At 41.0% G+C, this 13723-nt stretch carries 7 protein-coding genes; 3 read left to right on the forward strand and 4 right to left on the reverse strand.

Annotated features, from left to right (window positions below):
- Positions 1 to 101 precede the first annotated feature (101 nt).
- Both RE409_RS26350 and RE409_RS26355 read left to right on the forward strand, forming a co-directional pair.
- A complete protein-coding gene (locus tag RE409_RS26350) occupies positions 102 to 1727 on the forward strand; it encodes a hypothetical protein (RefSeq protein ID WP_056524292.1) in 1626 nt (541 codons plus the stop codon).
- A complete protein-coding gene (locus tag RE409_RS26355; RefSeq protein WP_242485355.1) occupies positions 1720 to 4692 on the forward strand; it encodes a DEAD/DEAH box helicase in 2973 nt (990 codons plus the stop codon). The genes RE409_RS26350 and RE409_RS26355 overlap by 8 nt, the downstream gene beginning before the upstream one ends.
- Positions 4693 to 5333: 641 nt before the next feature.
- Here RE409_RS26355 and RE409_RS26360 read toward each other — a convergent pair.
- Complete coding sequence (locus RE409_RS26360; protein WP_201222614.1) at positions 5334 to 5942, reverse strand: LysE/ArgO family amino acid transporter; 609 nt, start codon at positions 5940 to 5942, stop codon at positions 5334 to 5336.
- A 32-nt stretch (positions 5943 to 5974) separates the two neighbouring features.
- Between RE409_RS26360 and RE409_RS26365 the strand changes: the two genes are divergently transcribed.
- On the forward strand, positions 5975 to 7513 hold the full coding sequence (locus RE409_RS26365; RefSeq protein WP_309558298.1) for an aminotransferase-like domain-containing protein: 1539 nt from the start codon (positions 5975 to 5977) through the stop codon (positions 7511 to 7513).
- A 175-nt stretch (positions 7514 to 7688) separates the two neighbouring features.
- Here RE409_RS26365 and RE409_RS26370 read toward each other — a convergent pair whose 3' ends face one another.
- The 3 genes from RE409_RS26370 to RE409_RS26380 form a co-directional block, all read right to left on the reverse strand.
- Positions 7689 to 8108 (reverse strand): hypothetical protein, encoded by a 420-nt coding sequence (locus RE409_RS26370; RefSeq protein WP_057216029.1) that lies wholly within the window; start codon positions 8106 to 8108, stop codon positions 7689 to 7691.
- Positions 8109 to 8471: 363 nt separating this feature from the next.
- Positions 8472 to 9805 (reverse strand): IS3 family transposase gene (locus RE409_RS26375; RefSeq protein ID WP_201221481.1). Its coding sequence is split into 2 segments (ribosomal slippage): positions 8472 to 9433 and positions 9433 to 9805, totalling 1335 coding nucleotides; the frame shifts between segments, so codons are not numbered across the junction.
- Between the two features lie 121 nt (positions 9806 to 9926).
- Positions 9927 to 13661: a S8 family serine peptidase gene (locus tag RE409_RS26380; RefSeq protein ID WP_309558299.1), complete on the reverse strand. Its 3735-nt coding sequence runs from the start codon at positions 13659 to 13661 to the stop codon at positions 9927 to 9929.
- Positions 13662 to 13723: the final 62 nt, after the last annotated feature.

Here is a 13723-nt window from a genome sequence, read left to right on the forward strand (position 1 = left end):
GGGTCTGACCCCTATCCGGTGTTGTTAAAGTACTGATAGATCAATGATAATACAAAAATATAATTTCGGGAAATGGGGTCTGACCCCTAAAGGAGGAGAGTATGGAGCGGGAGTTGTTGTTTGTTGGGGAGCGACTGGCAGGATTTTTGGATGCCGGGAATTCGGATGATTCGGATGTGGTAAATCAAGGGCTTCAATTATACCGTCAGGGGCTTGTTGATCTTAAAGAGGAAGCGGTGGATACAATTACTGCTGAGGTGCAGGATGTCACTCGCTATAAGGCAAGGTTGAATCTTCTCTTCCCTCAGGATGGAAGCTGTACATGTGATTCCAGGTTTATTTGCCGGCATCAAATGGCAGTTTTCTTTTCTGCGTATTCGGAATACGCTAGTGTTTCCGATTGGCTAAGCGAATGGAACGCACCAAAGAATACCACACCCGCCCAAGCTTTACAGCAAGTAAAGCGGGCAAGTGAATTACTTAAACAAGTAGAGGAGAAATCCATTATCTTAGATAAAAGCTATCCATCATGGAAGCAATTCGTGAACGTTACCTTCACGGAACAAGTAGAGCCTCATTTAGGCGCACCAACTTATGTGATTGAAAACCATATACAGACCTACTTTAAACGTCTCAGCTCCAAGGCCCCCATGGAACGGGAATGGAAGCTACTTTATCATTTTGTTACACAATTTTGCACAATGCAGCTGACACTGAGAATGATTCAGTTACATAAAAGTCAGACGCAAACGATCCGTGTCTTTTATGCACTGGCCGTCGATCTTGCAGAAGAGCTGCATGAAACGGTACAGCCGCTTAGTCGACAGGCACGCCCCTTCGCCTTTGATCCTTTCGTTTTCAGCATCAAAGAAGATGTAGCGAAGCTACTGAATGGCGGGGAAGGCCTAGAATATGAAAAGATTGATCTCTATCGGGAGATTTGGAGCTTTTTGTTCACCACGTCCTCATGGCGTAAAGAGGAACTCGAACGGGTCAAGAGAGAACTTCCAGAACAGTATTTAGGTACGACTGAGCGTACCTCCTATTCTCTAGCAGCGATTCACCTATCCCTGCTAGAGAATCAGGATCATCAGGCGATCGAACTTCTCCATGAATTGAAGAAGGAAGCCTGTCCGTATATCTTTTATTGGCTGACTCTCCTGTCTGAATCAGACAACCGTTCACGGGCCATTCCTTTCATTGAGTTCATCATCGCTCATGTACAGGAGTTTTTGGAGGATCTGTCTGATTATTATCAGCGGGTGGATTTCGTTCGGACCTTTACGACTTTGATTAGCAGCTGCTGCTATAAGTTAAAGCGGACCGATTTGCTTGAAAAATTTTACCGAGCTACCCTTCCACACAGCTATTGGAACTACGCAAATTTCCTTTTTGAACAAGGACAATATAAAAAATGGGTGGAGATGCATATTTACTCAGATATCAGCATTGATTTAATCAGCAGTGAATCCATTAAAGAAGTGGTCTCTAAGGAACCTGAACTAATCCTGCCCCTCTATTACCATGCGGTTCAGGAAAAAGTGTCCTTGAAAAACCGTCCTGCCTATAAGCAAGCTGTTCGCTATTTAAAAAAGATGCGCACTATCTATAAAAAGAGTAAAAAAGAAGACGTATTCGAACGCTATATTCTATATGTAGCCGATTCAACGAAACGGCTACGCGCTTTCCAAGAAGAACTAAAAAGGGGTAAGCTAATCGATGTTTAATCCAGGAAAATTAAAAATCAAAATAGCGGCTCTCGAAAACGGAACCTACGTCCTTGGTGTCGTCAATGAAGAGAATAGCTTTCTCAACACGAATTATATTCGCAGACTGTTATTTAATTGGGATGACGCCAGCTTTTACGGTACTAAAATGACGACCGATACGATAGAAGGAAATCCAGTTTTCATTCTTGACGCTTGGGGTCTGCTCAATTTTTTTGCGAAGGAAAGCTTTAACTCCTTCATTGAATGGGAATGGTCCGAGATTTCCTCCCTTTGCCTGTCTGCAGCACCTGTTCTTCATGAATCCATTGAAGCAGGGATTCCCGTACCGGATTTCACTAATTTACAGTTGGATTCAATCGGCTGGAAGCTGCCGGAAGAAGTAGAGGAGGAATTTGTTCCTTCCTTTTGGGAAGAAGAAATCTCCTTGGACCTTCCTACACATGAAATGGAAACCAATCGAACTTTTATCGAGAAGTGGTATAATGGTGCCGCGAATATGTATTTAAAAAACTACTCACCGATGCAGCATAAATGGAGCGAAGCTGTCGGAGCATTAAAGGATTCACGACTTTCTCCTGAAGAATTGCAGGCCTTTTTCGACAAAGACAGCTGGCAGGAGTGGCTCGGCGCCCAGCATGATCCTAAACCATTCACTATAGGCCTTCGGTTAACTGAGCCCCCGGATGGTGATGGACCTTGGATACTCGATGTCACCCTTCGTTCCAAAAGAGATGAGAATATCATCGAAACATATACAGGAAAAAAACTTCCACGTGGCTGGAATAAGTACGCAAGCGATGTGGTGCGTGCTACTAAACGCTGGCAACTCGTCGTGCCCTGGCTTGGAGAGAATGGGCGTCTAAAAAGAGAGCTTTCGGAAACCGACGCATGGGAGTTTTTGACCGATGCTAGCGAAAAATTACTGTTTCTTGGTGTTGAAATTCTTCTTCCATCCTGGTGGCTAGCCCTGAAAGAGTCCACTCTCAAGGTGAAAGCGAAAGTAAAAAGCCAATCGAATCGGGGCCCCTCTTACGTCGGCCTTAAAGCTTTAATGGACTTCGATTGGCGGTTCTCCCTGAATGGTAAAGAGCTCACTGAGGCGGAGTTCGAGGAGCTCGTCAATGAAAAACGCAGACTCGTTTATATTCGCGGCCAATGGGTTAAACTCGACCCAGCTTTCATTAAGCAAATTCAGGAACTGATGGAAACAGCCAATGAAAAAGGAATTCAATTGTCGGATTTGCTGCAGCAAGAGTTATTGAACAGCACAGAAGAGGATGCCGATGATGATTCAGAAAACGACGAAATGCTCCGAATTCAATTTGAATTGAATCAGGAGCTTCGTAAAATGGTGGGAAGACTGCAGGAAACAAAAAACATTTCCATCCTGCCCATTCCTAAGACACTTCAAGGCGATTTGCGTCCCTATCAAAAACTCGGCATGAGCTGGCTGCTTTTTTTAAGAGAGCATGGTTTTGGAGCTTGTCTTGCAGACGATATGGGGCTCGGGAAAACCGTTCAGATGATTGCCTACCTACTTCATGTGAAGGACACTGAAGGAGCCCTTAAGGAGCTCCCTATTGCCTCGAAGGACGAACAAAAGAGTGAACCGATCATTGTCGACGAAGAAAGTAACACGGAGAGCAGCGATGAGGTAGAAATAATTACCTCCATTCCAGAACTTGTTTCAGTTCAATCAGCCCTTATCGTCTGTCCGACATCCGTTCTTGGCAACTGGCAAAAAGAATTAGAAAAATTCGCGCCCACACTTAAGGTTCATCTTCATTACGGATCTAATCGAGCTAAAGGTGAAGCCTTTGCTAAAAAAGCAGCGGGCCATGATATCGTTTTAACTTCATATGGCCTGACCCACCAAGATGTGGCTGAACTGTCTTCCATCCATTGGAGCAGTGTCATCCTTGATGAAGCACAGAATATCAAGAATGCCCAAACGAAGCAATCCAAGGCGGTTCGCAAGCTTAATGGCAGTCATCATATCGCCTTAACCGGTACGCCAATGGAAAACCGTTTAAGCGAATTATGGGCAATCTTTGACTTTATTAACAAAGGCTATCTTGGAACGCTTGGTCAATTCCAGGAAAAATATGTGGCGACCATCGAACGTGAAGAACAGAAGGGTAAAATCAAGGAATTACAGCGCTTGATTCAACCATTCTTGCTCCGCCGGACAAAACGTGATAAAGAAGTCGCTCTGAATCTTCCGGATAAGCAAGAGCAAAAGGAATTCGTTCCGCTTACCACCGAGCAAGCATCACTGTATGAACAGCTAATCAAGGATACCTTTACTGATATCGAACAGCTGTCGGCCTTTGAACGAAAAGGCATCATACTGCAAATGCTTAATAAACTAAAGCAACTTTGCAATCACCCTGCTCTTTATTTAAAAGAGACGGAAAAAGAAAACATCCTGAAGGCACCTAACCGCTCTGGCAAACTTGAGAAACTGACTGAGCTTGTCGACGCTGTCCGCGAACAAGATGAAAGCTGCCTCATTTTCACTCAATATATTGGGATGGGCAACATGATGAAGGAATTGTTAGAAAAACGGTATGGCTTTGAAGTTCCCTTCCTGAATGGGAGTGCGAACAAAAAGCAACGTGATGATATGATTACTCGATTCCAAGATGGAGATTTTCCAATCTTCATTCTATCGTTAAAAGCAGGTGGCACAGGACTTAATTTAACAGAAGCAAACCACGTCATTCACTATGATCGCTGGTGGAATCCAGCTGTTGAAAATCAAGCTACAGACCGTGCCTATCGAATTGGACAACAGCGGTTCGTTCATGTACATAAGTTAATATGCACAGGGACACTGGAAGAAAAAATCGACCAGATGCTTGATAAAAAGCAAGCACTAAACGACGAAATTATCAGTAGTGACAACTGGATCACTGAACTTTCCACAGAGGAAATAAAGGACTTAGTTGCACTTCAATAATGTACTCACACTCAAAAAAAACCTCTCACGATACGAAGATGAATGAGGGCAGGGTGTTAGCTTATTAAGACATAAAAAAAGGGAGAATACATATTCGAGATGTATTCTCCTTTTTTATTCAAAAAGCGCCGATTAATACTGCAATTTTTAACTCTTAAAAACCTTTCATAGCTAGCAAACTAGTCTATAACCTTCTCCGATCCAGTTTATTTAAAGCAATCCTTGCTTTGACCCTGTTCATTCATCAAAGAACCTTTCTTCTAATAGCGTAAGGAATGATTGCAACACGGGAGATACCCATCTGGATCTATGATAGATGACATGACTCTTTATAAATCCTGGTACTTCGATTGGCTTGAACGCTAATTGGTTTTTTTACAATTCTCTTTCACAACACAGAGGCACTAGTGGAGAAGAATATCATTTAAAAAGAAAGGGTTTGAGTTATCACCAGAAATGGAAAGGGAGATAATGAAAACAGATCAAAACTATCCTGTAAGGCTAATACATGAATTTGCATAGTTTTAACTGCAATAAGAAAGGGAAAATTGCATTTCCTCCTTAAATATAGATTATCCAACTGGGTAATCTACTTCTTTTCCAGATTAGTTAAGTTCGAATTCAGATGCCATTTATCTGTTTCAAAACATCGATTTCACCATATAGAGAGCCGTAATCCAGATGATGATTGCAGATGTTTTATTTAATATTCCAAGGAATTTGCCAGACGTATCAACCTTTTTTAGCAATCGTCCCGCAAGACATAATCCATGGAACCAGCACCATGATACCACGATGCATGTTGCCGTGAAAATCGTTTTATCCGTTCCGGAATAAACAAGTGAACTCGAACCGATTACACCTATCGTATCTAAGATTGCATGTGGATTCAGTAGTGATACGGATAAAGCAAATACAATTTGCTTTTTGGTGGACATCTGCATAGTTTGAGCATCTGACCGTGAGTTCGCTTTGGCAAACCAAATCTGAAAACCCATATACAATAAAAATATAACTCCGATTATGATTAATGTAAGACGCAACCAATCATATTGCATGACAATCAACGAAACACCTAAAATAGCTAACAGAATAAGTACTGTATCACAAATGGCAGCTGTGATCGTTGCAGGCAATGCTTTTTTTAAGGTAGGTTGGGTTGCTCCTTGATTAAAAATAAATATATTTTGCACTCCTAATGGCAGTATCAGCCCTAATGCCAATAACAATCCATGAAAAAATGGTCCCATACGAATACCTCCCTCCATTCATATTCAGTATAATGAAAAAAACAAAGGGATTGACCATCCATTTGGTTGGTTTTCAATCCAACCAATTTATAATGAATATAGAACATGAAAGGAGTGGTTTTCGTATGTTTATCGAATGGAGACCAAACCGGCCGTCCAACCAATCTCTTCACCAACAAATAGTAGATTGGATGAAACAACAAATTACACGAGGGGAATGGCCAGTTGCTACCAAGCTTCCATCACAACGCTCATTGGCCGATTCTTTTGGCGTAAACCGAAGTACCATCATTACAGCTATAGATGAGTTGATTGCAGACGGACTATTAGAAACTAAGGTTGGGTCTGGCACATTTGTTTCGAATAACACATGGAATGTGCTCGTCTCCAGCAAACAGCCCGACTGGAAAAACTATGTCCGGAATGGCCTTCATGAACCTAATTTAAAAACGATTCAGGACATTAATCAGTATGAAACAGACACTGCCATCATCAGGTTAGGCACGGGGGAACTTTCTCCATCTCTATTGCCTACAAAAAAAATCGAAAAGACGTTGCAATCCACTTCTTTTGATGCCCACTCATTAGGTTATTCTGAACCCAAGGGTGATAAAAGGCTTCGCCAATGTATAAGTGTTTATTTAGAAACAAAAGGGGTCAACGCAAGCCCCAGCTCCCTCATGATCGTTTCTGGTGGGCTTCAAGCACTACAATTGATTTCAGTTGGTTTACTTCAAAAGGGATCAATGGTTTTACATGAATCCCCTTCCTATTTAAATTCTGTTCATCCTTTTCAATCTGCGGGCATGCACTTAGTAGGCTTATCAAAACAAGGCCGAGAAAGTATTCCCACACAAATAAAGCGCATCAATGGAAGGAAGAAAGCGTCACTGTTTTATACTGTTCCAACGTTTAACAATCCAACCAATACTACATGGACAAAAGAGGAAAGACTAAACCTCTTATCCATATGTAAAAAAGAGCAGATTCCGATTATTGAAGATGACGTATATAGTGACTTGTGGTTTGAAAAGGAACCGCCGCTACCTATAAAATCCCTTGATACAGATGGCCTTGTATTGCACATTGGCAGTATGTCCAAAACATTAAGCCCCGGATTGCGCATCGGATGGATTGCTGGTCCAATAACTGTGATTGAACGTTTAGCAGATATTAAAATGCAAATGGATTACGGGTCCAGTGCTCTTTCCCAACACCTTGTGGCAGAATGGTTAGCAAGTGATCAATATTCAAAGCATTTAGAGTGGCTAAGGCATGAGTTGATAGTACGTAGAGATTTTACATTAACTCTTCTCAATCAATATTTTAAGGAACTGGCTGAATGGCAAATACCTCAAGGCGGATTTTATATATGGTTAAAATTATGTAAACCAATTGTGAATCCAAACCTTTTCAAGCAAGCGATAAAGGAGAACATACTCCTTAATCCGGGGTACATATATGAACCAAATAACAATACACATCTACGGCTTTCATATTCTTACGCCTCGGAGGAACAATTAGCTTATGGTATTCAAACCCTCTCAAAGATCATTCGGCGGTTGATTTAAATTCTTGAAGGATTCAGAAAGCCGACTCATCATGTTGAGACATAAATGGGAGCTGCCTGCATCCCCATTCTTATTGACTGAACAATTAACAGGCAGTGGTAAGGAATCTTATCGAATTACTTTTCGAAAGTCACTAACCTTTCACTGCTTACTAAGAACGCTAAAGAAGAGGATATCATGGAGTAGTGGCTTTCCTTTTTGCGGCCCACTCTTTCGGCCTGACTATGAAAAAAGAATGGTAATTTCCATGATTGATCATTATATGCTCTAGAATTGTAGTAAGCGCCTCTCCCTTATTCAGCTGATAATCCTCTGAAATTTCCTCAATGGTGATTTTTTCTTGATGAGGGTCATATTTGATTGATGTTTTAGCAATACCCTTTTCAAATAGCGAAAGGGTAACCTCCTGACAAAGCGGATAATCTTGATAGGCTAAATCTGTGCGGGGTACTTTTTCAAATGGAGAATTAACATGTTGAAGTGCATCAAAGAAACTCGGTTTTGTAATTGATAACTGGTCACTTGCTCTTTTTTCAAATTTAATGGTAATTCCGCGACTATATACCTTTTTGTTCAAACCCCTTTTATAATTCATAGATACCCTCCTATTTAGATTGGTTCTTTATACCTAATTCCTTTATCTTCTATTATATTCCTGCCAGAACCCGAAAATAAATTTTTTATCTCATAGATTTCGATATTAGCATGGTGAAAATACCATAAAGCTACTGAAAGCTTGTCGAAGAAATATGTGAAGATTTATTATGAATTACGAACAAAAATACATGTTCTACATCTTTGCAAAACATATATTTCTAAAATGGCAGTTGGAAGAAAAGCTGCTCAAACTTCACCTTTTGAAAATTCCACAGAAATTTTTATCATAGGTCTGAAATACGAAAAAACAGCCCCCTTGGATTGAACTGTGCCCCATTTTACGGACAGTATAAAAAAGTGCCTAAGCGGCTAATAAGTGGTCCCGGTATTGTACCGGGGCCATTTTCTTTAGCCCCCATTGATAACGATGTTCATTATATTCTTCAATAACTCGATCAATTTCTTCCTTCACATCCGTTAAATTAGTACATGTTTTATATTCTGCCAAATCCTTAAAGTGGCCAAAGAAACTTTCCATTGGCGCATTATCCCAACAGTTTCCCTTGCGGGACATGGATTGGGTTATCCCAAGTTCCTTCACTTTGCGTTGAAATAGCGGATGGGTGTAATGGAACCCCTGGTCAGAATGAAGGATTGCACTCGGGTGGAACTCGTGACACACAGCCTGCTTTAGCTTATTTAAAGTCTCGTAAGCGATATCCATTTCTAATGAAGTAGATAAATGGTACGTAACGATTTCTTTTGTGGCGGCATCTTTTACGCAGGATAAATACGCTTTTTGGCCTTTCCCATAATAAAGATAGGTAATGTCAGTAAGCAGGACCTTCCCTGGCACCTCCTGATTGAATTCACGATTAAGGAGGTTTGGACAAGTAAGGTGCTCCTTGGTTGCCTTGGCCATCTTCCGATACGGGTTGGCCCTTCTGATTTTCGCTAGGAGATTATATTTTGTCATCAACCGTCTGATTTTCTTATGATTCATTACGGCCGAGTAGTCATTCTCCATAATCATTTTGATTTGGAGGGCGCCTACTTTTTCCTTTTTACTGATGAAGATATTTCTGATCAATTTTATGTCCAATTCATCCTGTTCTTCACGAAGCTCACGGTAAGGAGCTGCCTTTAACCAATCATAGTAGCCACTTCGACTTACACCAGCCAATTTGCATAGATAAGAAACAGCCTTCTTTAATTGGTGTATTCTGATCGTCCTTTCAATCAGATAGAACTTCTCAGCAGCAGTTAGAATCATTTCTTTTTCAGAGCCTGCCTTTCTAGCTCTTCCAGCTTTTTTAGGAAGTCATTTTCTGCTTCAAGGAATTTGATTCTCGCCTCGGCCTTCCTAAGTTGATCCTCTACAGACTGTGGCTTGGAAGTGGGGCGTCCTGTACTTCCTTTTCCACGGCGTTCCGTAAGGAAGCCTTCCTCACCAAACCTTTCAAAGGTACTACGCCAGCGCTGTAGACAACGTTTGGGTTGTTTCTTTCCAATTATTTCGAGATTAATTCCCTGGTCAATGAAAATTTGAGAGGGGGCTTTCCCCTTTTTATATTCCTTAACAGCTTTTGTCTTAAATTCAGGACTATAGGAAATAGATCGCTCGGAAGCACTAATGATATTTGGATTCTTTTCAAGTTCTTTAATCTGAAATTCAGTATATATATTCTTACTCATAGAAACCCTCCGTCCATACTCATTACATCTATTGAAACATAAAAAAACCCGGATAAGGGACACTTTTTTATGTGTGTCCGTTATCCGGGGTATAGTTCAGGATAAGAGGGCTGCCTTACGTTTATTTTTTGGCTTTTTGAATGTTAAATACTTTCTTCGATTCATTTCCGGCAAGATCGGTTACCTTAAATTCAAACTTATTGTTGCCTGGTTTAAGCGGTAGTTCCAAATCCTCTATCTTCTTCTTATAGGAACGCATTTTGTATGGTTCCTTGAATTCGTTATAGAATACTTCGCTTCCATTCAAATAAAGGCGGATCTCATCGAAATTATCCTCTACTGTCACGTCCACTTTTGGATTTGACCCTTTGACTCCCACAGTTGCTGGCACACCTTTAACCTTTAAACCTGGTTTTGTTGTATCAACCATAATCGTCCGCTTAAAGGAAACCGTGTTATCCCATTTGTCTGTTGCTTTAACAGTAAAGCTTTGGACGCCATCCCCAAATTTCTTTTCAATAGAGAATTCATACTTATTTTTCGTTTTGTTATACGTTACAGGGACCTTTTTATTGTCGATTGTAAATTCCTTTATTTCCGACGCTTCTTCAATTTCACCTGTTATTTTGATTTTATTTTTATTGTTCACGCTTAAGGCTTCAGGACTTTTGATCTTAACAGCTGGTGCATTATTATCGATTGGAGCTGAATCAGTGGCCAATTCGGTTTCAGCTGCTTTTTCATTACCAGCGAAGTCTATTGCCACGACCTGTACCTTTTCCCCTCTTACATCAGGTAGAGTGAATTTTTTCGTATTCGCTGCAAGGGGCTCTTTAAGGATAGATTCACCATCGATTTGTACATCGTAATAGGCAAGTCCTGAACCATTTAAATTATCCTTACCTTGGATGGTTAACACCTTACCTATTTTCGAAATCTTAACTGTCGGCTCTAAGGTATCTACTTTGATAGGCATTTTATACGTCTGCCATTTTGCACCCTCGTAATCTATCATCGCTTTGATTTCAAAATAATAGACTCCATCTTTAGCGAGTGCATTATTAATTTTACCATCCCATTTACGGGCAGGATCAAGAGAGTAATAGGACCCTTTTCCGCCATCATAATAGTCCTTACGCACATTATTCTCTGTTCGAAGTTTCCGAACTGATTTGTTTGCACCATTCAATATATTGAATTCTACCTTTTTCGCATTCCTTAAGAATGATAGGATCGGCACGAAGTCATCCTGTGCTCCATCACCATTCGGGGAAATCGCAATATATTTACTATTAAATGTTTTTCCTGCAGGGTCGTACCCAAGATATGTGAAATCTTTATCTGCTGTCGAAACTCCTCCTGCCATGCCATAGAACGACTCTTTATCATACTTAGTTCCATCTAGGATCGGGGCCTTGTCCCATTCTCCTTTAAAACCTACATACGGAATATGGAGTTCTGGTTTAGTGTCAGTTGGATCCTTCAGTGTCACGAACCCTTCAACAAAATATCCATTTGGGAAGACCTTGTCAATGTCGACAAGAGTCTGAAGATCATCGCCAAGTACTTTTGCATTGGATATGTCCACTTTCACTTCAAATGTAACCGATTTTTTTGCAGGTACGGTAATCTTGTTTGTATTTTTATTATTGATTTTAATCGAAGCGTTCTGAATTTCCTGTGCCTCTAATTGGTTAGCGGAATAACCCAGTTGACCCTGGATAGCATAGTCTGTTTGGATATTTCCTTTTACATCATATTTGACTGCTTTGTTACTGAAGTTTTCAACCTTCAAAGTAAAGGCGAACTTATTGCCGATTTCCTTCATAGCAACCTTCGCTTCTTTCGTAAATGCCTCCGTCACGACAGCTGGTGTGGACAAAGCAGATTGTAGCTGCATGACTCCTGCTCCTTGCCTCCGAGGCGAGTAAGGATTTTTCCAACCAAGAGCATTATTGACGACACCTTGATCCGTTAATGGCTTTGAAGTATTCATCATCAGGTTCTTAGCCATATTCGCCCGCGCAAATCCATTTAGTTTAAATTCTTTATCCACTCTTTCAAGAACCAGTGCAGAACCCCCGGATACATGCGGTGCCGCCATCGAGGTACCACTCATCATGCCATATTCATCATTGTTCAACGTCGAGTAAATTTGTCCACCTGGAGCTGTGATTTCTGGTTTGAAATCCAGATTCGGTGCGACACCCCATGAACTGAATGAGCTCATTTTCCCTGCTTCGGGATTTACAGCTTTTGTTTTATCACCATTAAAGGTAACCTTCACCTTTTCCCCTTCAGTTATGGCTGTTTTCAACTTTATTCCATCCGATTTCAACATAAACAACTGCGGAATCGTTATGCTTGGATCTGTAGCCATAGAAATATACCCATCAGCATTGTTAAAAATAATGACTCCTGCCGCTCCTGCTGCCTGAGCATTTTGAGCTTTTTCAATAAAAGAAAGCGTCCCGCGCTCAATAAGGGCAAACTTGCCTTTCACATCCACTTTCGAAAGCTCCCCTGGCGTCCCAAGACCTGCAACAACCAAGTCATATGTTTTATCCTTTAGAGCATTGGGATGTACGCTTGAAGCCGACATGAACGGTGCTTTCCCTTCCTGCCCTTTAATATCATAAGTAGCCGCATCTAAATCCATGAAGTTATTCTCGACGGATGCTACTTGTACCGAATCATGAGCAAGTCCAGGTGAACCTGAAACGCCGATATCCGGGTTTGAGGCCGTTGGGTTTGCAAACCCATTACCAAAATGAGCCGAGTTCCCTGCTGAAATCGACATGAGTATCCCATTATTCACAGCTCTCGAAACCGCCTGCTGCTCAGGATCTTCAGCTGATACAAAACCTGCAGTAGATCCTAGGCTCATGTTCAGCACATCTGCCCCAAGAATAATTGCATCATCAATTGCCTTAATATAAATATCGCCCCATGTTGTCTGCATAGCAGGATCATTCCCGAATACCTTTAAAGCAAGCAACTGGGCTTCAGGAGCGACCCCTTTAATGCCGCCATTCTCTTCATCCCCATTGGCTCCTGCGGTTCCGGCTACATGCATTCCATGCATCGAAGCCTCTTCACCAAGATCAAGGATTTCTTCATTTTCGTCCATGTAATTGTATCCATAAGGTACCTTCGCAGTATAATAGTTACCTAATAGATGGCTAGAATCCTTTATTCCACTAATTTCACTTTCAGTCAGTTCTGCTTTATTTTCATCGCTTAGAACCATATCACGGTGAGATGGGTCGATTCCAGTATCTATAATACCGACGACCATTCCTTCCCCTTTATAACCATACTCCCGCCAAGCTTCCTGAGCCTGGACAAGTTCTTTACTATAAATCATCTCCGGCTTTTCAACAGGACGTTCATATTCATTCGCTATATGTACTTCAGCAACTTCAGGCATGGCTTCGACTTTTTTAATTTCGCCATATTGAAGCTCTGCACTGAAACCATTTACCACTGTCGTAAAGCTTTCTAGTTCCTTGAATGCTATTTTTTTCTCTTTCACTTTATTTTTCACTTTTTTCTGGTTGGCCAACTTTTCGGACTTTAATTGTTGCCTCTTATTTTTAGATAGCTCTTTAAAAAGTTTCCCTTCCTTCGAAGCATTTTCTATTGCCGGTGCCTCCTTCATCTCTACGATGACCCTGACCTTCTCGTTACTTTTGTATTTCTTTTCCGTTTCGTTTTTCTTTAACTTTAAAATACTTTCCTGATTCTTCTTTCCAACGCTCGAACCGTTCGAAGGATCAGGGAGCTTGGCTGCGGAAACGGTTGCCGTAAATACTAATAGAAAGATTGCTAGAATGGACAAGCTACGTTTAATCAATGAACTTTTCCTCCTCTAAAATAATCAATTTTTGGAATTTTCTTACTAAGTATAAAAGTATC

Source organism: Peribacillus sp. R9-11, from assembly GCF_031345095.1.
Taxonomy (GTDB): domain Bacteria; phylum Bacillota; class Bacilli; order Bacillales; family DSM-1321; genus Peribacillus; species Peribacillus butanolivorans.

Excerpts from the sequence above, each read along its gene's own strand:
- RE409_RS26365 (WP_309558298.1), top strand. The coding sequence starts at position 5,975 with ATGAAAAAAACAAAGGGATTGACCATCCATTTGGTTGGTTTTCAATCC.
- RE409_RS26350 (WP_056524292.1), top strand. The coding sequence starts at position 102 with ATGGAGCGGGAGTTGTTGTTTGTTGGGGAGCGACTGGCAGGATTTTTG.
- RE409_RS26370 (WP_057216029.1), bottom strand. The coding sequence starts at position 8,108 with ATGAATTATAAAAGGGGTTTGAACAAAAAGGTATATAGTCGCGGAATT.
- RE409_RS26355 (WP_242485355.1), top strand. The coding sequence starts at position 1,720 with ATGTTTAATCCAGGAAAATTAAAAATCAAAATAGCGGCTCTCGAAAAC.
- RE409_RS26360 (WP_201222614.1), bottom strand. The coding sequence starts at position 5,942 with ATGGGACCATTTTTTCATGGATTGTTATTGGCATTAGGGCTGATACTG.